The following is a 20,461-nucleotide window of genomic DNA, read 5'->3' as shown; positions in this document are numbered from 1 at the left end:
ATGAATTATAGGTTTTTGAGTGTTATAAGTATGGCTGCCACGCTGGCCTTTACTACTGGCTGTAACACAAATAAAGGCGTAACGGCCGGCGGCACTACAGCTGCTGCAACCCCAAAACCGCAAGTAGCGCCAACAGATTCCATACTTACAATAGCGCCTCAAAAGCATACGTTCAACCCATCGCGCACGCTGGAGCATGACCTGCTGCACACCAAGCTGCGCATTAGTTTTAACTGGGAAAAACAGCAACTCAACGGCTTAGCCGAGCTTACCTTAAAGCCATACTTTTATCCGCAGAATAAACTGGTACTGGATGCACAGGGTTTCGATGTACATAGTATAAACCTGCTGAAAGATAACGACGGAACGCCCCTAAAATATGAGTACGATGGCCGCAAGCTGACCATACAGTTAAATAAGACCTATACCCGCACCGAGCAATACATAATCGAGATAGAGTACACAGCCAAACCAAACGAACTAGCCAAAGGCGGGAGCGATGCCATTACGGAAGACAAAGGTTTATACTTTATAAATCCGTTAGGGCAGGAGCCAGATAAGCCAAAGCAGATCTGGACGCAGGGCGAAACCCAAGCTAACTCCGCTTGGTTCCCTACAATAGATACACCCAACGAGCGCATGACGCAGGAGATCTATATTACGGTAGATCCAAAGTATACCACGCTGTCTAACGGGGCTTTTATTTACTCGCGCCAGAACGCCGACGGTACCAAAACAGATTACTGGAAACAGGAATTACCGCACGCACCATACTTAGCCATGCTGGCTATAGGAGAGTATGCTGTAGTAAAAGATAAATGGCGCGACAAGGAAGTAAATTATTATGTAGAACCGGCTTACAAAGGCACTGCAAAGAAAATCTTTGGCAATACGCCGGAAATGATGGAGTTCTTCTCTAAAAAGCTTGGCGTGGCGTATCCGTGGGCGAAGTATTCGCAGGTTGTTGTGCGCGATTTTGTATCTGGTGCGATGGAGAATACATCAGCTTCTACCTTTATGGAAGACCTGCAACTAAACGAGCGCGAACTGCTGGATAAGAACTGGGATGGCATTATAGCGCACGAACTTTTCCACCAATGGTTCGGTGATTATGTAACCACGGAATCATGGGCTAATCTGCCACTGAACGAAGCGTTCGCCAACTATTCAGAATACCTGTGGGCAGAACACAAGTATGGCCCTGATGAAGCAGCTTACAGCCAGCTGGATGAATTAAACCAGTACCTGGATGAGGCAGAAACGAAACGCGAACCGCTCATCCGGTATCATTATAAAAACCAGGATGATATGTTTGACAGCCACTCGTATGCAAAGGGTGGTCGTGTGCTGCACATGCTGCGCAAGTATGTAGGCGATGAGGCTTTCTGGGCTTCGCTGAATTTATACTTAACCAGAAATAAATTTAGTGCAGTGGAGGTAGCTGAACTGCGCATGGCCTTTGAAGACATAACCGGCAAAGACCTGATGTGGTTTTTCGACCAGTGGTTTATGAAGCCTGGCCACCCTGAACTGGAAGTGAATCATACCTATGCCAATGGGCAACTTGCTATTCGTGTAAAACAACTTCAGGATACCACCTATACCCCGGTTTACAGGCTGCCACTACAAATAGCCATCTGGAACGAAGGAAAGAAAAGCCTGTACCCGATTGAGATCACAAAAGCAGAGCAGACGTTTACATTTCCGGTAAGTACACAGCCGCAATCCGTTTTATTTGATGCAGAAAACCAGTTGCTCGGAACAATAGCACATGCGAAAACAGGCGCTGAATTAACTTACCAGTTCTATAACGCCAAACAGTTTGCTCCTAAAATGGAGGCAATAGTAAAGTTAAAAGAAAAAGTAGCTGAACCAGAAGTAAGAAAGCTGTTAGAAACAGCCTTGAAAGATGACTATTGGGTTGTCAGAAGTACAGCTATTAACCTTTTAAGTAACCTGTCAAAAGAACAAGCCACAACACTTGAACCCACAATAGCGCAAATGGCGCAAAAAGACAAGCGAGGCGCTGTGCGGGCTGATGCCATACTAACATTGGCTGCTTGGAACGGAGACAAGTATAGAACTTTATTTGAGAAAGCCTTAAACGATAGTTCGTACCAGGTTACAGCAGCAGCTATACTTGCTTATGCAGGTAGCGGCGCAACTGATACCATGCAGAAATTAGCAAGGTTTGATGATGAAAAAAATGAAGAAATAGTACTGGCGCTTGCAAACCTGTATGCCATGCAGGGCGGGGAAGCAAAGTATAAATGGTTTTTAGATAAACTGAAACAAGGAAAAAACAGCAGCTTGTATTACCTGTTACAAAGCTTCGGAGCTTACTTAGCCGGCAACGAAGAAGCAAATACACCCGAAGCCATAAAAATTCTTTCTGACCTGGCTCAGAATCACAATCAGTACTATGTCCGGGCTTCGGCTTACCAGGCTTTAACTGTAATGTCCAATAAATCAGAAGTTAAGGCTCTGCTCGAAGAAATCAAGAAAGCTGAAAAAGACGAACGCGTACTGGAAATGTATAACCAGATGCAGTAGCCCGGCAGAAAATATTTGAAAATAGTTGCAAGAATATTTGACTTAAAACAAAATGCGCTTAATTTTGCATCTCCTTAGAACGAAGAAGCGCTGCAAAGCGAAAAGGTTAAAGGAAAAAGTTCTGCTGATTTAATGTAAGATTAGCAATCGGGGAGATTCCAGAGCGGCCAAATGGAACGGACTGTAACTCCGTTAGTGTAAACTTTCGCAGGTTCGAATCCTGCTCTCCCCACAAAAGAATGACTGAATTTTGAATTGCGTTTTGCTTAAGGCAAGACAATGAATTCGGGGTTCAGTCATTCAAAATTTTAAAAGCGGGAGTAGCTCAGTTGGTAGAGCGATAGCCTTCCAAGCTATAGGTCGCGAGTTCGAACCTCGTCTCCCGCTCTCTCTAAAGAATAAATTTAATCTCTTACGGGTTATTAAAAGAAGGAATTCTGTGTAGATGGATTTCCTTATTACTGTAAATAGAGGTTTTGATTTTCGGAGATAAGAAGCCGACGTAGCTCAGGGGTAGAGTGCTTCCTTGGTAAGGAAGAGGTCGTGGGTTCAATTCCCATCGTTGGCTCTAAGTTCCGGTACGTGTCCTTTAAAAGCGCGCATAAACTTAAACGTTTTAACCTTAATTTAATATCATACAATGGCTAAAGAAACATTTGACCGCTCCAAACCGCACGTAAACATCGGTACAATCGGTCACGTTGACCACGGCAAAACAACTTTGACTGCTGCCATTACTACAGTATTGGCTAAAAAAGGTCTTGCTCAACTTCGCGACTTCTCTTCAATTGATAACGCTCCTGAAGAAAAAGAAAGAGGTATTACAATCAATACTTCACACGTAGAATACGCAACTGAAAACCGTCACTATGCACACGTTGACTGTCCTGGTCACGCTGACTATGTGAAGAACATGGTTACTGGTGCTGCTCAGATGGACGGTGCTATCCTGGTAGTTGCTGCAACTGACGGACCAATGCCACAAACGCGTGAGCACATCCTTCTTGCTCGTCAGGTAGGTGTACCTCAGCTAGTAGTATTCATGAACAAAGTAGACATGGTAGACGATCCAGAGCTTCTTGAGCTTGTTGAGATGGAAATCCGTGAACTTCTTTCTTTCTATGATTTCGATGGCGATAACATTCCAGTAATTCAGGGTTCAGCTCTTGGTGGCTTGAACGGTGATGAGAAATGGGTTAAAACTATCGAGGAATTAATGGAAGCAGTAGATAGCTTCATTCCGATTCCAGCTCGTTTAACTGATCTTCCATTCTTGATGCCAGTTGAGGACGTGTTCTCAATCACTGGTCGTGGTACTGTTGCGACAGGCCGTATCGAGCGTGGTGTAATCAACTCTGGTGAGCAAGTTGACATCCTGGGTATGGGTGCTGAGAACATGAAATCAGTAGTAACTGGTGTTGAAATGTTCCGCAAGATCCTAGACAGAGGTGAAGCTGGTGATAACGTAGGTCTTTTACTTCGTGGTATTGAGAAAACTGATATCCGTCGTGGTATGGTTATCTGCAAGCCAGGTTCAGTTAAGCCGCACCAAGAGTTTAAGGCTGAAGTTTACGTTCTTTCTAAAGAAGAAGGTGGACGTCACACGCCATTCTTTAACAGATACCGTCCACAGTTCTACTTAAGAACTACAGACGTAACTGGTGAGATCATGCTTCCAGAAGGCGTAGAAATGGTTATGCCTGGTGATAACATCACAATTACTGTGAAGTTGATCAACAAAGTAGCAATGGAAAAAGGTCTTCGTTTCGCTATCCGTGAAGGTGGTAGAACAGTAGGTGCCGGTCAGGTAACTGAGATCCTTGACTAATTATAATGTTGCAAACCCGTTACTGAAGAAGTTTTTTCAGAACGGGTTTGTTTTCATTTAAATAATGTATAAATTTGCACTCCATTAGAAAAAATGGTGTGCATTTTTTTACGGGTGTAGCTCAATTGGTAGAGTAGTGGTCTCCAAAACCATTGGCTGGGAGTTCGAGTCTCTCCACCCGTGCAAACAAATTTTCTGGTAACGTATAACCATGAGCAAAGTATCCAACTATATAAACGAAACAGTAGAAGAGATGAAGACGAAAGTCTCATGGCCTTCTTATGCAGAGCTACAGAATAGTTCTGTGTTAGTGTTAATAGGTTCACTTGCTTTTGCTCTAGTAGTAGGTGCAATGGACTTTGCATTTGACTCGGTGCTGACATGGTTTTACAACCAATTTTAAGCATACGCGATGGCAGAGTTAAAATGGTATGTGGTTCGCGCAGTTAGTGGGCAGGAAAAAAAAGTAAAAGCTTATCTGGAAAACGAAATCGTAAGACAGCAACTAGATGAATATGTACCACAAGTACTTATTCCAGCTGAAAAAGTTTACGAAATGCGTGCCGGGAAAAAAAGAATCAGAGAGCGTAACTTCTTCCCGGGGTATGTATTAGTAAATGCAGACCTTTCTCATGGAGAAGCTGAGCACATAATTATTAGCACACCAGGAGTTATTGGTTTTCTAGGTTCAAATGAAGGTGTAGCTGGTAAAAAGCCTGTTCCACTTCGTCAATCTGAAATCAATAGAATCTTAGGTACTGTTGATGAGGCAGAAGAGCAAGCTGAAGTGCTGGATACACCATTCATCGTAGGTGAGATGGTAAAAGTGATGGATGGTCCGTTTAGTGGCTTCTCCGGAACGGTAGAAGAGGTGTTTGAAGAGCGTAAAAAGCTTAACGTAATGGTGAAAATATTTGGAAGAAATACGCCAGTTGAGCTGAATTACATACAGGTAGAAAAAGAATCGTAGTAAATACAAATAATGGCAAAGGAAATTAAAGGTTACCTGAAAATTCAGGTAAAGGGAGGCGCCGCGAACCCATCGCCGCCGATTGGACCTGCACTTGGTTCTAAAGGTCTTAACATCATGGAGTTCTGTAAGCAGTTCAACGCCAGAACACAGGATAAGCCTGGTCAAGTGTTACCAGTATTGATTACAATATATGCAGATAAGTCTTTTGACTTCGTTATTAAAACGCCTCCTGCTCCAATATTGTTAATGGATGCTGCTAAGATTAAGGCCGGTTCTAAAGAGCCGAACCGTAACAAAGTAGGTTCAGTTACATGGGATCAGATCAGAGAGATTGCAGAGCTGAAAATGCCTGATTTAAATGCTCCGAAACTGGATTCAGCTATGAGAATGGTAGCTGGTACAGCCAGAAGCATGGGTATTACAGTGTCTGGAAATGCTCCGTGGAACGAATAATAGTTAAAGGATAATGGCGAAGATTTCAAAAAACAGAAAAGCAGTTTTAGCTAAAGCTGACTTGACAAAAGAGTATTCTTTAACAGATGCCGCTTCAGTAGTAAAGGATATTACGTTCACCAAATTCGATGCTTCAGTTGATATTGATGTGCGTCTAGGAGTAGACCCACGTAAGGCTGATCAGATGGTGAGAGGTATTGTTACATTACCACACGGTACAGGTAAAGACGTTAAAGTTCTTGCGCTTGTTACGCCTGATAAAGAGCAGGAAGCAAGAGATGCAGGTGCTGACTTCGTAGGTCTGGATGATTATATCCAAAAGATCGAAAAAGGATGGACAGATGTTGACGTAATCATCACGATGCCAGCAGTAATGGCTAAAGTTGGTCGTTTAGGTAGAATATTAGGTCCTCGTAACTTAATGCCAAATCCTAAGTCTGGAACAGTAACTGCTGAAGTAGGTAAAGCAGTTAAAGAAGTGAAAGCTGGTAAAATTGACTTTAAAGTTGATAAAACTGGTATCATTCATACAAGTGTTGGAAAGGTATCGTTTTCTGCTGAACAGCTAGCTGCAAATGCTGCTGAAGTAATTCAGACATTAAACAAACTGAAGCCTTCATCTGCTAAGGGTACATATATCAGAAGTATAACATTGTCAAGCACAATGAGCCCTGCTGTAATCGTTGATAAGAACGCAACTATCTAAGAATATGACCAGGGAAGAAAAAGAGATAATTGTAAACGAATTGAGTGAGAAGTTTTCTAATACGAACTACTTCTATATCACAGATGCTTCTACAATGACTGTAGCCAGCATCAACTCATTCAGAAGACTGTGCTACGACAGAGGATTAGAGTATAAAGTATACAAAAACACCTTGATCAAAAAGGCTTTGGATACTTTAGAAGCTGACACTTCTGTTTTAGAAGGAGTATTAAAAGGTTCATCTGGTATTCTTTTCTCTGCTGAGTCAGGAAATGCGCCAGCTAAACTTATTAAAGAATTCAGAAAGAAGGGCAATCCCCTTCCACTTATTAAAGGGGCATTCATAGACAGCGGTATTTTTATTGGTGATGACCAATTGGAAGCACTTGCAAACATCAAGTCTAAGAATGAACTTATCGGTGATATCATTGGTTTACTTCAATCTCCTGCTAAGAATGTGGTGTCTGCACTACAGAGCAGTGGTAACAAGCTTGCCGGTATCCTGAAAACATTATCAGAAAAAGAATAATTTAAAAAACGTAATCAATAAGTAACTTTTAATTTCAATAAAAATGGCAGATTTGAAAGCATTCGCTGAGCAGTTAGTTAACTTAACTGTTAAAGAAGTTAATGAACTAGCTACTATTCTGAAGGATGAGTATGGCATCGAGCCAGCTGCTGCAGCCCCAGTTATGGTTGCTGGTGGTGCATCTGAAGGAGGAGCTGCTGCAGAAGAAAAAACTTCTTTTGACGTAATCCTTAAGGCAGCAGGTGCTCAGAAACTAGCAGTAGTTAAGCTTGTAAAAGAGCTTACTGGTCTTGGTCTGAAAGAGGCTAAAGAACTAGTTGACAGCGCTCCAAAAGCTCTAAAAGAAGGTGTAGCTAAAGATGAAGCAGATTCTCTGAAAAAATCTTTAGAAGAAGCTGGTGCTGAAGTGGAGGTTAAATAATCTCACTTTACCAACATACCGAGAACAGGTAGACCTGGCGATTTAGTCAGGTCTTTTCCTGTTTGTATAAGGATTCAATATAATTGAATCTTTTTTTTGCCCACAGTTGTTTTGGACTCTGTGTGCTTGTAATTTATTGTAAACGTAAAATTCCAAAGCTTTGGCTAAGAATAAAACGACACAGCGAATCAGTTTTGCTTCTATAAAGGCGGTAATTGACTACCCAGACTTCTTAGATGTTCAACTTCAGTCGTTCCAGGACTTTTTTCAGCTGGAAACCCCTGCTGAAAATAGAGCTCAGGAAGGTTTGTTCAAGGTATTTGCCGAGAACTTCCCAATTTCAGATTCAAGAGAAAACTTTGTACTGGAATTTATAGATTATCATATAGATCCGCCAAAGTACTCAGTTGATGAGTGTATTGACAGAGGTTTAACATACTCTGTTCCACTTAAAGCTAAACTTCGGCTTATCTGTAATGATGAAGATAACGAAGATTTCGAAACTATCGAACAGGAAGTGTTCTTGGGTAATATCCCATACATGACTGAAAAAGGTTCTTTCGTAATCAATGGTGCAGAGCGTGTTATTGTATCACAGCTTCATAGATCACCGGGTGTATTCTTTGCGCAAAGTAAGCATACAAACGGTACCAAATTATATTCTGCCAGAATAATTCCATTTAAAGGTTCTTGGGTTGAGTTTGCAACAGACGTAAATAACGTGATGTATGCTTACATCGACCGTAAGAAAAAATTTCCTGTTACAACGCTTCTGCGTGCAATAGGTTATGGCACAGATAAAGACATTCTGGATTTATTCGGATTATCTGAAGAGTTGCCGGCAAATAAAGCAAATCTTAAAAATGCGGTTGGTAGAAAATTAGCTGCACGTGTTCTTAGAACATGGACAGAGGATTTCGTGGATGAAGATACAGGTGAAGTTGTGTCTATCGACCGTAATGAGGTGCTTTTAGAGCGTGACTCTGAAATTCAGGCTGAAGATATAAGTGTTATTATTGACTCTGGTGTGCAATCTATCATTCTTCACCGTGAGAATGTAAATATTGCAGATTATGCAATTATCTATAACACACTTCAGAAAGATAACTCAAACTCAGAGCAGGAAGCTGTTGAGCAGATCTATCGTCAGCTTAGAAATACCGAAGCTCCAGACGTAGAAACTGCAAGAGATATTATTCAAAAGTTATTCTTCTCCGATAAGCGTTATGACTTAGGGGAAGTAGGACGCTATAGAATAAATAAGAAATTAGGCCTTGATAAAAACTGGGACGCGAAAGTATTAACAAATGAAGACATTGTTCTTATAGTTAAATACCTGATCGGTCTGATTAACTCAAGAGCTGTAGTTGATGATATTGACCACTTGAGCAATCGCCGTGTAAGAACGGTTGGTGAGCAACTTTACGCACAGTTTGGTGTTGGTCTGGCTCGTATGGCCAGAACTATCAAAGAGCGTATGAACGTGCGTGACAATGAAGACTTTAAGCCAGTTGATCTGATCAACGCGCGTACATTGTCTTCTGTTATTAACTCGTTCTTTGGTACGAACCAGTTGTCTCAGTTTATGGACCAGACAAACCCGTTAGCAGAGGTTACACACAAACGTCGTGTATCTGCACTAGGGCCAGGAGGTCTATCAAGAGAGCGTGCTGGTTTCGAAGTACGTGATGTTCACTATACTCACTACGGCCGTCTTTGTACAATTGAAACACCAGAGGGACCAAACATCGGTCTGATCTCTTCTTTATGTGTACACGCACGTGTTAACCACATGGGCTTTATTGAAACTCCTTACAGAAGAGTAGAAGAAGGTAAAGTAAATGTAACGGGTTCAGTAGAGTATTTAACAGCTGAGGAAGAAGATACACACCACATTGCTCAGGCAAACGCTTTGATCGATGATGATGGTAACTTTATAAGCGAAAAGGTAAAAGGCCGTTTTGAAGGTGACTTCCCGGTTGAAGACCCAGGTACATATTCTTATATGGACGTTGCTCCAAACCAGATCGTATCTGTTGCAGCTTCCCTTATTCCTTTCCTGGAACATGATGATGCTAACCGTGCCCTGATGGGATCGAACATGCAGCGTCAGGCAGTTCCACTTCTTAAGGCAGAAGCTCCTATTGTAGGAACAGGCTTAGAAAGAAGAGCAGCTATTGACTCCAGAGCATTAGTAATTGCTGAAGGTGATGGCGAGGTTGATTTTGTTGATGCAAATAAAATTGTTATAAGATACGACTTAACGGAAGATGAAAAGTTAGTTTCATTTGATGCTGAGTATGTGACTTATAACCTGATTAAGTATAGAAGAACAAACCAGGATACATGCATTAACTTAACGCCGCTTGTGAAAACAGGTCAGCGGGTAATAAAGGGCCAGCCAATGTGCGAAGGTTATGCTACAAACGAAGGCGAGCTTGCTTTAGGCAGAAACCTTCAGGTAGCGTTCATGCCTTGGCAAGGTTATAACTTTGAAGATGCTATTGTAATATCTGAAAAGGTTGTTCGGGATGATGTATTTACATCTATCCACATTGAGGAGTTTGAATTGGAAGTACGTGAAACGAAGCGTGGTGAAGAAGAATTAACTTCTGAAATCCCGAACGTTAGCGAAGAAGCTGTTAAACACCTGGATGAGAACGGTATTATCAGAACTGGTGCAGAGGTAAAAGAAGGTGACATCCTGATTGGTAAGATCACTCCAAAAGGAGAAACCGACCCAACACCGGAAGAGAAATTACTGCGCGCTATCTTTGGAGATAAGGCTGGTGATGTGAAAGATGCATCGCTTAAGGCACCGCCATCATTGAATGGTGTAGTAATAGATACTAAACTTTTCTCAAGACCTAAGAAAGACAAAAACCTTCGTGCTAAGTCTAAGAAAGAGGTTGAAGAGCTAAAAGTTAAATACTCTAAAGATCTGAATGCGATCAAGAATGTAATGGTTGATAAACTGGTTGCTTTGCTGGAAGGCAAATCATCACAAGGTATCAAACACAAATTCGGTGATGAGATTCTTTCTAAAGGAGTTAAGTTCAGTAGAAAAAATATCATTGAAGTATTGTTCCCTGAGAAGAACCCATATAAGGACGAAAGTAACTATGCGGTTCCGGAAGAGGTAAACATGTTCAAAGATCTGATTCTGGAAAACTGGACTACAGACGAGAAGGCTAACTCGATGCTTATTGAGTTGATCAAAAACTATAACAAGCGTCGTAATATCGTTTCTGCACACTTTAAGCGTGAGCGTTTCACACTTGAGGTAGGAGATGAGTTACCAGCTGGTATCGTTCAGCTTGCTAAAGTATACATTGCTAAAAAGCGTAAGCTTAAAGTAGGGGATAAGATGGCAGGTCGTCACGGTAACAAAGGTGTTGTAGCCCGTATCGTGCGTGAAGAAGATATGCCGTTCCTGGAAGACGGACAGCCAATGGATATCGTACTGAATCCGCTTGGTGTACCTTCAAGGATGAACATTGGTCAGATCTATGAGACTGTACTTGGATGGGCTGGTAGAAAATTAGGCAGAACGTATGCTACTCCAATTTTCGATGGTGCTACTGATGCGCAGGTTCAGGCTGAACTTGCTGAAGCAGGACTTCCAACCTATGGCCGTTCATACTTATACGATGGCTTAAGTGGGGAACGCTTTGACCAGCCGGTTACTGTAGGTATTATCTACATGCTGAAACTGGGTCACTTGGTAGATGATAAAATGCACGCACGTTCTATCGGACCATACTCTCTTATTACACAACAGCCATTGGGTGGTAAAGCACAGTTCGGTGGTCAGCGTTTTGGTGAGATGGAAGTATGGGCTCTGGAAGCCTTTGGTGCATCTAATGTTCTGCAGGAGATTCTTACAATTAAATCAGATGACGTTATCGGCCGTGCAAAAGCCTATGAGGCAATTGTGAAAGGTGATGTATTGCCTAAACCAAATATCCCTGAATCATTCAATGTATTGATTCATGAGTTAAGAGGTCTGGCTCTAGAAATAACATTAGAATAGTAAAGTATACGTTAAGCGCTTAGGAAATTACCGGGCGCTTAACGCACTTTACCAGATGTAGCTGAAAGGCATATTCATTGTATTGACATTATTGTGATAATATGGCATTTGCAAAAAATAAAAAGCTAACTCAGGACTTTTCAAAAGTAACAATCAGTTTAGCATCTCCAGAGTCTATACTGGAGCGGTCTAACGGAGAGGTAACAAAGCCTGAGACAATTAACTATAGGACCTATAAGCCTGAGATGGGCGGATTATTCTGCGAGAGAATATTCGGACCGGTAAAGGACTGGGAATGCCACTGTGGGAAGTATAAAAGAATCAGATATAAAGGTATCATCTGCGACCGTTGTGGTGTAGAAGTTACCGAGAAAAAAGTGCGTCGCGAGCGTATGGGCCATATTGAGCTTGTAGTTCCTGTTGCCCATATCTGGTACTTCAAATCTCTTCCAAATAAAATTGGTTATCTATTAGGCTTACCTACTAAGAAGCTTGATCAGATTATCTATTATGAAAGATATGTAGTTATCCAACCAGGTATTCTGGCAGAAGATGGCGTTAATACGCTGGACTTCCTGACAGAGGATGAGTACCTGGATATGATTGATAAACTTCCGCGCGAAAACCAAGCGTTGGATAATAATGATCCAAATAAGTTTATTGCTAAGATGGGTGCTGAGTCACTTCAGATGCTTCTGGAGCGCACTGACCTGGATAACTTATCTTATGAGCTACGTCACGCAGCTGCGCATGAAACCTCACAGCAACGTAAGGCTGATGCCTTAAAGCGTCTGCGTGTGGTAGAAGCATTCCGTGATGCTGCTACGCGTATAGAAAACAGACCTGAGTGGATGATTATCCGCATGGTGCCTGTTATTCCACCAGAACTTCGTCCGCTTGTTCCATTGGATGGTGGTCGTTTTGCGACATCTGACTTAAATGACCTTTACAGACGTGTTATTATTCGTAACAACCGTCTAAAGCGTTTGATTGAGATCAAAGCACCAGAAGTTATACTTCGTAATGAGAAGCGTATGCTTCAGGAAGCTGTGGATTCCCTGTTCGACAACTCACGTAAAGTGAATGCAGTTCGTGCAGAAGGTAACCGTGCCCTGAAATCACTTTCTGATATGCTGAAAGGTAAGCAAGGACGTTTCCGTCAGAACTTACTTGGTAAGCGTGTTGACTACTCTGGCCGTTCGGTAATTGTAGTTGGTCCTGAATTGAAGCTTCATGAGTGCGGTTTGCCTAAGAATATGGCAGCTGAGCTTTTCAAGCCGTTCATCATCCGTAAGCTGATCGAAAGAGGTATTGTTAAGACAGTAAAATCTGCGAAAAAGATAGTTGATCGTAAAGATCCTGTAGTATGGGATATTTTAGAGAACGTTCTGAAAGGCCATCCGGTACTTCTTAACCGTGCTCCTACGCTTCACAGATTAGGTATACAAGCCTTCCAGCCAAAACTGATCGAAGGTAAAGCAATCCAGTTACACCCATTGGTATGTACAGCATTCAACGCTGACTTTGACGGTGACCAGATGGCTGTGCACGTTCCTCTGGGGCCTGCTGCCGTGTTGGAAGCCTCTATGCTAATGCTTGCGTCGCATAACATCCTTAACCCTGCAAACGGTGCTCCAATTACGGTACCTTCTCAGGACATGGTACTTGGTTTATACTATGTATCTAAAGGAAAGCGCACGACAGAAACAGAAACAATTGCTGGTGAAGGAATGAGCTTCTATTCTGCGGAAGAAGTTATCATTGCTATCAACGAAGGTAGAATTTCGAAGCACGCTTATATCAAAGTACGGACTAAGATCAGAAATGAAAAAGACGAACTGGAGTATAAGTTAATTGAAACTGTAGCAGGTCGTGTAATCTTCAACCAGTTTGTACCGGAAGAAGTAGGTTACATTGATGAGTTATTAACGAAGAAGAAGCTACAGCAGATCATCTCCCGCGTATTTAAGGAGACAGGTATGGCGCGTACTGCTCACTTCTTGGATGATATTAAAACACTTGGATTCCAGTCGGCTTACAAAGGTGGTCTGTCAATGGGTCTGGGCGATATCTCAATCCCAGCAGAGAAAGATATATTAGTTGGTCAGGCTAAAAAAGATGTGGATGCTGTATGGCAAAACTACTCTATGGGTCTGATCACGGATAACGAGCGTTACAACCAGGTAATTGATATCTGGACCCGTATTAACAATCAGATTACTGAAACATTGATGCGTCGTCTGGAGAATGATGACCAAGGCTTCAACTCTATCTTTATGATGATGCACTCAGGAGCCCGTGGTTCAAGAGAGCAGATCCGTCAGTTAGGTGGTATGAGAGGTCTGATGGCTAAGCCTCAGAAATCATTGCAAGGCTCGGTTGGAGAAATCATTGAAAACCCAATTCTATCTAACTTCAAAGAAGGTCTGGATGTAATCGAGTACTTTATTTCTACTCACGGTGCACGTAAAGGTCTTGCCGATACAGCGCTTAAAACAGCGGATGCTGGATACCTAACCCGTCGTTTAGTAGACGTTTCGCAGGATGTGATCGTGAACGAAGAAGACTGCGGTACTTTACGTGGTCTGGAAGTAAGCGCATTGAAGGATAATGAAGATATCGTAGAATCACTTTCCGAGCGTATACTTGGCCGTGTGGTTGTACATGATGTGTATGATCCAATCACGAATGAGCTTATCATAGAATCTGGCTCAGAGCTAACTGAAGAGGTTACCCGTGTAATTGAAAACACAGCTATTGAGTTCGTAGAGATCCGTTCGGTACTTACATGTGAGTCTAAGCGTGGTATCTGCGCTAAGTGCTACGGCCGTAACCTGGCAACAGGCTTTATGGTGCAAAAAGGGGAAGCCGTTGGTGTTATTGCAGCTCAATCTATTGGTGAGCCAGGAACACAGTTAACGCTTCGTACATTCCACGTAGGTGGTACGGCATCTAACATTGCTGTAGACGCAACGATCTTCGCTAAATTCAATGGTAAGATCGAGTATGAAGATGTAAGAACAATCGATACGATTAACAACGAAGGCGAGCCTGTAAAAGTGGTAATGGGCCGTTCTGGTGAAGTTAAGATCGTTGATCCAAATACAGGTAAGTTATTCATAAGTAACCACGTTCCTTACGGTTCATTTATTACTGTGAATGATGGTCAGCTGGTAGAAAAAGGAGATAAGCTTTGTAATTGGGATCCATATAACGCAGTTATACTTTCAGAATTTGATGGTGAGATTGCTTATGAGTCCATTATTGAGGGTATCACGTTCCGTGAAGAGTCTGATGAGCAAACAGGATACCGTGAAAAGGTTATTGTTGATACAAAAGATAAAACACAAAACCCTGCCATTATCGTGAAGCCGAAGAATGGCGAGCCGAAAGGTTATAACATTCCGGTAGGTGCCCACTTAACAGTGGATGATGGAGAGAAGATCAAAGCCGGACAAATTCTGGTTAAGATTCCTCGTGCAATCGGTAAAACAAGAGACATCACAGGTGGTCTGCCACGTGTAACGGAGCTATTCGAAGCGCGTAATCCATCAAACCCAGCTGTAGTTTCTGAAATTGACGGCGTTGTATCTTATGGTAATGTGAAGAGAGGTAACCGTGAAATCTTCATCGAATCGAAAGATGGGGTGAAGAAGAAATACATGGTTCCGCTTTCCAAGCACATTCTTGTTCAGGATAACGACTTTATCCGTGCAGGTATGCCATTATCAGATGGTGCAATCACGCCATCCGATATTCTGAACATACAAGGTCCGGGTGCAGTGCAGGAATACTTAGTAAATGAGATACAGGAAGTATACCGTTTACAAGGTGTGAAGATCAACGATAAGCACATTGAAGTGGTAGTTCGCCAGATGATGCAAAAGGTTATTGTTGTTGATCCGGGTGATACAAGCTTCCTTGAGCACCAAGTGGTAGATAAAATTACCTTCATGGAAGAAAATGACAGAATCATTGACATGAAAGTAGTTGAAGATGCCGGAGATTCAGCAAATCTGAAACCAGGTCAGATTGTAACAGCGCGCAGATTGAGAGATGAGAACTCAAGCTTAAAGCGTAGAGATCTTAAATTGGCGACTGTTCGTGATGCACAACCATCCGTTTCGAGACCAACCTTGCAAGGTATAACGCAGGCGTCATTAGGAACTCAAAGCTTTATTTCAGCAGCCTCATTCCAGGAAACTACTAAAGTACTGAGTGAAGCAGCTATTAAAGGTAAAGCTGATGAGCTGTTAGGCCTGAAAGAAAACGTGATTGTAGGACACCTGATTCCGGCAGGTACTGGTCTTAGAGAATACCAGAAGCAGATAGTTGGAAGCCAGGAAGAATATGATTCATTAGTAGAATCTAAAAAACAGGGCGTACGATCTAAGCAACAGGAATTTCAAAATAAATAACAATGGCAGAGGACCAGCAGAATCAAATTAATATTGAGCTAACCGAGGAAATTGCAGAAGGTGAGTATTCAAATCTTGCCATGATAGCCCATTCGAGCAGTGAATTTGTAATTGATTTTATCCGGTTGATGCCTGGTTTACCAAAAGCGAAAGTCAAATCAAGAATTATTATTACGCCAGAGCATGCTAAACGATTGGCATCTGCTCTGGCGGATAATATTCAAAAGTATGAAAGCAGTTTTGGTGAAATAAAGTATGCGAAGGATACGCCATCGTTTCCAATTAATTTTGGTGGAACGATGGGCGAAGCTTAAGATGCTAATAATAAGTGAATTAAAATTTTGAATTTGCGAGGTGATTTGTATACCTTTGCAGACTAAATTTTACAATGGAAAAATCTATAATTAACAGATTGTAAATGCCTACTATACAGCAACTAGTAAGAAAGGGACGAGAAAAATTAACATCAAAATCAAAATCTCCTGCCTTAGATTCATGCCCACAGCGTCGTGGAGTTTGTACGAGAGTATACACTACAACGCCTAAGAAGCCAAACTCCGCCATGCGTAAAGTGGCCAGAGTAAGATTAACAAACGGTAAAGAGGTGAATGCCTACATACCAGGTGAAGGACACAACCTGCAGGAGCACTCTATTGTGCTTATCAGAGGTGGTAGAGTAAAAGACCTTCCAGGAGTTCGTTATCACATAGTTCGTGGAGCGTTAGATACTGCAGGTGTAAGTGGTCGCCTTCAGAGCCGTTCAAAGTATGGTGCCAAAAGACCTAAGCCAGGGCAAGCTCCTGTAGCAGCAAAAGGTAAAGGTGGTAAGAAAAAATAGTAGATAGAATTTTAATAAAATGAGAAAAGCAAAGCCTAAAAGTAGAATTCTCCTTCCTGATCCGAAATACAAAGAAACATTAGTAACTCGTTTTGTGAACTACCTGATGGTAGATGGCAAAAAAAGCGTTGCTTATGGTATCTTCTATGATGCTGTAGATCTAGTAGAGCAAAGAACAAAAGAAAACGGACTTGAGACTTTTAAGAAAGCATTGAATAACATCATGCCAAGTGTAGAAGTTAAAAGCCGCAGGGTTGGGGGTGCTACGTTTCAAGTGCCGACTGAGGTTCGTCCGGACCGCAGAGTATCTCTAGGAATCAAATGGATGATTTCCTACTCACGCAAGAGAGGTGAGAAAACAATGAAGGACAAATTAGCAGGCGAAATTATTGCAGCTGCTAAAGGTGAAGGTGCAGGCGTTAAGAAGAAAGACGACACACACAGAATGGCAGAAGCCAACAAAGCATTCTCACATTTTAGATTCTAATTAATGGCTCGCGATTTAAAATACACAAGAAATATTGGTATTGCTGCGCACATTGATGCTGGTAAAACCACTACGACTGAGCGTATACTTTATTATACAGGTAAATCTCACAAGTTAGGTGAAGTTCACGAAGGTGGTGCTACTACTGACTGGATGGAGCAAGAGCAGGAAAGAGGTATTACAATTACTTCAGCTGCTGTTACTGTAAACTGGGATTACAGAGGTCAGCAATATCATATCAACATTATAGATACACCGGGTCACGTTGACTTTACAGTAGAAGTTAACCGTTCATTACGTGTACTTGATGGCTTAGTATTCCTTTTCAGTGCAGTTGATGGGGTTGAGCCTCAGTCAGAAACTAACTGGCGTTTAGCAGATAACTATAAAGTAGCTCGTATCGGTTTCGTTAATAAAATGGACCGTTCAGGAGCTGATTTCCTTGCTGTATGTAAGCAAGTGAAAGAAATGCTTGGAAGCAATGCTGTAGCGCTTCAGTTACCAATTGGTTCTGAGGATAACTTCAAAGGTGTAGTTGATTTAGTTAACTTCAGAGGGATTGTTTGGAATGAGCAAGATAAAGGTATGACCTTTACTGAAGTTCCAATTCCAGACGATATGATGGAAGAAGCTCTGGAATACAGAGAAAAACTTCTTGAAGCAGTAGCTGATTATGATGAGAGATTAATGGAGAAATACTTCGAAGATCCTGCATCAATTACTGAAGATGAAATTCTTGCTGCTCTTCGTGCTGCTACAATCGACTTAGCTATTGTTCCAATGCTTTGTGGTTCGTCTTTCAAAAACAAAGGTGTTCAAACAATGCTTGACTATGTAATGGCGCTTTGTCCATCACCAATGGATAAAGAAAGCATTACAGGTACAGATCCAGATACTGGAAATGAAGTATCCCGTAAGCCAAGTGTTACGGAGCCATTTGCTGGACTAGGATTTAAAATTGCAACAGATCCATATGTAGGTCGCCTTTGCTTTGTAAGAGCATACTCAGGTGTTTTAGAATCAGGTTCTTATGTATATAACACCAGATCTAATAATAAAGAGCGTATCTCTCGTATCTTCCAGATGCATGCTAATAAGCAGAATCAGATTGATAGATTAGAGGCAGGTGATATTGGTGCAGTAGTTGGATTTAAAGATATAAAGACTGGAGATACGCTTTGTGATCAAAATGCGAAGATAGTTCTGGAGTCAATGGAATTCCCTGAGCCAGTAATTGGCTATGCTATCGAACCTAAAACACAGTCCGATGCAGATAAGATGGGTATGGCTATTGCTAAACTGATCGAAGAAGATCCTACACTTCAAGTTAATACGGATGAGGAAACAGGTCAGACTATTCTGAGAGGAATGGGTGAACTTCACCTGGAGATCATCATTGATCGTATGAAGCGTGAGTTCAAAGTAGAATTGAACCAAGGTGCGCCACAAGTGGCATACAAAGAAACAATTACCAAGACTGTAGAGCACCGTGAAGTGTTCAAAAAGCAATCAGGTGGTCGTGGTAAGTTTGCCGATATCGTATTTAACTTAGGGCCGCGTGATGATGACAAACAAGGTCTTCAGTTTGAGAATGCCATTGTAGGCGGTGTTATTCCAAAAGAATTTATACCAGCTATTCAGAAAGGCTTCGAAGAAGCTATGAAAAATGGTATTCTTGCAGGCTTCCCTATTGATTCGATGAAAGTGCGTTTATTCCACGGATCATTCCACGATGTTGACTCTGATGCACTCTCATTTGAATTGGCAGCTCGCCAAGGTTTCAAAGAAGCAGGTAAGCAATGTGCACCAAAACTTCTTGAGCCAATCATGGCTGTAGATGTAGTTACTCCTGATGAGTATACTGGTCCGGTAACAGGTGACTTGAACAGAAGAAGAGGTTTGATGAAAGGTATGGATACAAAAGGAACAGCAACTGTTGTTAAAGCCAATGTACCATTATCAGAACTGTTCGGTTATGTAACCGATCTACGTACGATCACGTCAGGTAGAGCAACAGCATCCCTTACTTTCTCTCATTATGAGCAAGTACCGCAGAACTTGGCCGATGGCATTATTGCGAAATTGAAAGGAACTTCAGCTAAATAGTTGTATAAATAATGAATCAGAAAATCAGAATTAAACTGAAGTCTTACGATCATAATCTGGTTGATAAATCAGCAGAAAAAATTGTGAAGGCTGTAAAGGCTACCGGTGCTATAGTAAGCGGGCCAATTCCACTTCCAACTGAAAAAGATAAGTTCACAGTATTACGTTCACCACACGTGAACAAAAAAGCACGTGAGCAGTTTCAACTATGTACTTACAAAAGATTAGTTGATATCTATTCTACAAGTTCAAAAACCGTTGACGCATTAATGAAGCTTGAATTACCAAGTGGTGTTGATGTTGAAATAAAAGTTTGATGAACAACACTATTATAAAAAAAGGAGAGCCAAAAGCTCTCCTTTTTTTATAATAGTGTATTGATAATAAATATTTTAGAGAAAAGTTGCGGAAAAGCACAAATATTTTTTAACTTTGCACTCCCTTAGCAAAACTGAGGGCGAAGAAAATATAATTTCCATCTTTTAAAAACAAGTTGAATGCCTGGAATTATCGGTAAAAAAATCGGAATGACAAGCCTCTTCACAGCAGATGGTAAATACACACCAGTTACGCTTATTCAAGCAGGACCATGTGTAGTTACTCAGGTGAAGACAGTCGAAACAGATGGCTATGCAGCTGTTCAGTTAGGCTATGGCGACAAAAAGCTGAAAAGAGTAACGAAAGCACAAGCTGGTCACTTTCAAAAAGCAAACACAACTCCAAAAAAGAAAATCGCTGAGTTCGATGTTGAAGGAGCTAATTTTAACCTGGGGGATATCGTTGATGCAAATTTATTCCTAGTGGGTGAATTTGTAGATGTGGTTGGCACATCAAAAGGTAAAGGATTCCAAGGCGTAGTTAAGCGACATAACTTTGCTGGTGTTGGTGGACAGACACACGGTCAGCACAACAGAGCAAGACACCCTGGTTCTATTGGTGCATGCTCTTGGCCTTCAAGAGTATTCAAAGGTATGCGCATGGCTGGTAGAATGGGCGGTAACAGAGTGAAAATTCAAAACCTGACAGTGGTTAGAGTGATCACAGAAAAAAACCTTATAGTTGTTAGTGGCTCTATACCGGGTGCCAAAAATTCTTACGTGTTAATTGAGAAATAAA

Annotated in this window: 16 protein-coding genes and 4 tRNA genes; all 20 read left to right on the top strand. The window is 41.6% G+C overall.

What is annotated here, in order from left to right:
- The 20 genes from DP923_RS02160 to rplC all read left to right on the top strand — a co-directional run bounded on the left by DP923_RS02160 (window position 1) and on the right by rplC (window position 20,460).
- Entirely contained in the window at window positions 1–2,553 is a 2,553-nt protein-coding gene (locus DP923_RS02160; RefSeq protein WP_112303926.1) for a M1 family aminopeptidase, read from the top strand.
- 149 nt (window positions 2,554–2,702) lie between these two features.
- A tRNA-Tyr gene (locus DP923_RS02155) sits at window positions 2,703–2,785 on the top strand.
- Between the two features lie 82 nt (window positions 2,786–2,867).
- Window positions 2,868–2,940: transfer RNA gene (locus DP923_RS02150), tRNA-Gly, on the top strand.
- A 109-nt stretch (window positions 2,941–3,049) separates the two neighbouring features.
- Window positions 3,050–3,121, top strand: a tRNA-Thr gene (locus DP923_RS02145).
- Window positions 3,122–3,193: 72 nt separating this feature from the next.
- Window positions 3,194–4,381: an elongation factor Tu gene (tuf, locus tag DP923_RS02140; protein ID WP_112303925.1), complete on the top strand. Its 1,188-nt coding sequence runs from the start codon at window positions 3,194–3,196 to the stop codon at window positions 4,379–4,381.
- A gap of 110 nt (window positions 4,382–4,491) precedes the next feature.
- Window positions 4,492–4,564: transfer RNA gene (locus tag DP923_RS02135), tRNA-Trp, on the top strand.
- Window positions 4,565–4,592: 28 nt separating this feature from the next.
- Window positions 4,593–4,784, top strand: a complete 192-nt coding sequence (secE, locus tag DP923_RS02130) for a preprotein translocase subunit SecE (RefSeq protein ID WP_112303924.1) — start codon at window positions 4,593–4,595, stop codon at window positions 4,782–4,784.
- Window positions 4,785–4,793: 9 nt separating this feature from the next.
- Window positions 4,794–5,351, top strand: a complete 558-nt coding sequence (gene nusG, locus DP923_RS02125) for a transcription termination/antitermination protein NusG (protein WP_112303923.1) — start codon at window positions 4,794–4,796, stop codon at window positions 5,349–5,351.
- A gap of 12 nt (window positions 5,352–5,363) precedes the next feature.
- Window positions 5,364–5,807, top strand: a complete 444-nt coding sequence (gene rplK / locus DP923_RS02120) for a 50S ribosomal protein L11 (protein ID WP_112303922.1) — start codon at window positions 5,364–5,366, stop codon at window positions 5,805–5,807.
- A gap of 13 nt (window positions 5,808–5,820) precedes the next feature.
- Window positions 5,821–6,513 carry a 50S ribosomal protein L1 gene (rplA, locus tag DP923_RS02115; protein ID WP_112303921.1) on the top strand — a complete coding sequence of 231 codons (693 nt, stop codon included), beginning with the start codon at window positions 5,821–5,823 and terminating at the stop codon, window positions 6,511–6,513.
- Between the two features lie 4 nt (window positions 6,514–6,517).
- Complete coding sequence (gene rplJ / locus DP923_RS02110; RefSeq protein WP_112303920.1) at window positions 6,518–7,042, top strand: 50S ribosomal protein L10; 525 nt, start codon at window positions 6,518–6,520, stop codon at window positions 7,040–7,042.
- Between the two features lie 43 nt (window positions 7,043–7,085).
- Window positions 7,086–7,463, top strand: a complete 378-nt coding sequence (rplL, locus tag DP923_RS02105) for a 50S ribosomal protein L7/L12 (RefSeq protein WP_112303919.1) — start codon at window positions 7,086–7,088, stop codon at window positions 7,461–7,463.
- Between the two features lie 160 nt (window positions 7,464–7,623).
- Window positions 7,624–11,496, top strand: coding sequence for a DNA-directed RNA polymerase subunit beta (gene rpoB / locus DP923_RS02100; protein WP_112303918.1), 3,873 nt, complete (start codon window positions 7,624–7,626; stop codon window positions 11,494–11,496).
- Between the two features lie 101 nt (window positions 11,497–11,597).
- On the top strand, window positions 11,598–15,914 hold the full coding sequence (rpoC, locus tag DP923_RS02095) for a DNA-directed RNA polymerase subunit beta' (protein WP_112303917.1): 4,317 nt from the start codon (window positions 11,598–11,600) through the stop codon (window positions 15,912–15,914).
- A 2-nt stretch (window positions 15,915–15,916) separates the two neighbouring features.
- A complete protein-coding gene (locus tag DP923_RS02090; protein WP_112303916.1) occupies window positions 15,917–16,228 on the top strand; it encodes a DUF3467 domain-containing protein in 312 nt (103 codons plus the stop codon).
- Window positions 16,229–16,332: 104 nt separating this feature from the next.
- Window positions 16,333–16,752, top strand: coding sequence for a 30S ribosomal protein S12 (rpsL, locus tag DP923_RS02085; RefSeq protein WP_112303915.1), 420 nt, complete (start codon window positions 16,333–16,335; stop codon window positions 16,750–16,752).
- 19 nt (window positions 16,753–16,771) lie between these two features.
- Window positions 16,772–17,239, top strand: coding sequence for a 30S ribosomal protein S7 (rpsG, locus tag DP923_RS02080; RefSeq protein ID WP_112303914.1), 468 nt, complete (start codon window positions 16,772–16,774; stop codon window positions 17,237–17,239).
- A 3-nt stretch (window positions 17,240–17,242) separates the two neighbouring features.
- Window positions 17,243–19,345, top strand: a complete 2,103-nt coding sequence (fusA, locus tag DP923_RS02075) for an elongation factor G (RefSeq protein ID WP_112303913.1) — start codon at window positions 17,243–17,245, stop codon at window positions 19,343–19,345.
- A gap of 11 nt (window positions 19,346–19,356) precedes the next feature.
- Window positions 19,357–19,662: a 30S ribosomal protein S10 gene (gene rpsJ / locus DP923_RS02070; protein ID WP_112303912.1), complete on the top strand. Its 306-nt coding sequence runs from the start codon at window positions 19,357–19,359 to the stop codon at window positions 19,660–19,662.
- Window positions 19,663–19,842: 180 nt separating this feature from the next.
- Window positions 19,843–20,460 carry a 50S ribosomal protein L3 gene (gene rplC / locus DP923_RS02065; protein ID WP_112303911.1) on the top strand — a complete coding sequence of 206 codons (618 nt, stop codon included), beginning with the start codon at window positions 19,843–19,845 and terminating at the stop codon, window positions 20,458–20,460.
- Window position 20,461: the final 1 nt, after the last annotated feature.

The organism is Pontibacter arcticus (genome assembly GCF_003284895.1).
Lineage (GTDB): Bacteria > Bacteroidota > Bacteroidia > Cytophagales > Hymenobacteraceae > Pontibacter > Pontibacter arcticus.
Note: the sequence above shows the minus strand (reverse complement) of the source record. Positions and strands in the feature narration are given on the sequence as shown.

What these genes read in the sequence shown, in the direction of transcription:
- rpsG (WP_112303914.1), top strand. Translation starts at nt 16,772, where the DNA reads ATGAGAAAAGCAAAGCCTAAAAGTAGAATTCTCCTTCCTGATCCGAAA.
- DP923_RS02160 (WP_112303926.1), top strand. Translation starts at nt 1, where the DNA reads ATGAATTATAGGTTTTTGAGTGTTATAAGTATGGCTGCCACGCTGGCC.
- tuf (WP_112303925.1), top strand. Translation starts at nt 3,194, where the DNA reads ATGGCTAAAGAAACATTTGACCGCTCCAAACCGCACGTAAACATCGGT.
- rplC (WP_112303911.1), top strand. Translation starts at nt 19,843, where the DNA reads ATGCCTGGAATTATCGGTAAAAAAATCGGAATGACAAGCCTCTTCACA.
- rpsL (WP_112303915.1), top strand. Translation starts at nt 16,333, where the DNA reads ATGCCTACTATACAGCAACTAGTAAGAAAGGGACGAGAAAAATTAACA.
- rpsJ (WP_112303912.1), top strand. Translation starts at nt 19,357, where the DNA reads ATGAATCAGAAAATCAGAATTAAACTGAAGTCTTACGATCATAATCTG.
- rpoC (WP_112303917.1), top strand. Translation starts at nt 11,598, where the DNA reads ATGGCATTTGCAAAAAATAAAAAGCTAACTCAGGACTTTTCAAAAGTA.
- DP923_RS02090 (WP_112303916.1), top strand. Translation starts at nt 15,917, where the DNA reads ATGGCAGAGGACCAGCAGAATCAAATTAATATTGAGCTAACCGAGGAA.
- rplA (WP_112303921.1), top strand. Translation starts at nt 5,821, where the DNA reads ATGGCGAAGATTTCAAAAAACAGAAAAGCAGTTTTAGCTAAAGCTGAC.
- rplJ (WP_112303920.1), top strand. Translation starts at nt 6,518, where the DNA reads ATGACCAGGGAAGAAAAAGAGATAATTGTAAACGAATTGAGTGAGAAG.
- nusG (WP_112303923.1), top strand. Translation starts at nt 4,794, where the DNA reads ATGGCAGAGTTAAAATGGTATGTGGTTCGCGCAGTTAGTGGGCAGGAA.
- rplL (WP_112303919.1), top strand. Translation starts at nt 7,086, where the DNA reads ATGGCAGATTTGAAAGCATTCGCTGAGCAGTTAGTTAACTTAACTGTT.
- fusA (WP_112303913.1), top strand. Translation starts at nt 17,243, where the DNA reads ATGGCTCGCGATTTAAAATACACAAGAAATATTGGTATTGCTGCGCAC.
- rplK (WP_112303922.1), top strand. Translation starts at nt 5,364, where the DNA reads ATGGCAAAGGAAATTAAAGGTTACCTGAAAATTCAGGTAAAGGGAGGC.
- secE (WP_112303924.1), top strand. Translation starts at nt 4,593, where the DNA reads ATGAGCAAAGTATCCAACTATATAAACGAAACAGTAGAAGAGATGAAG.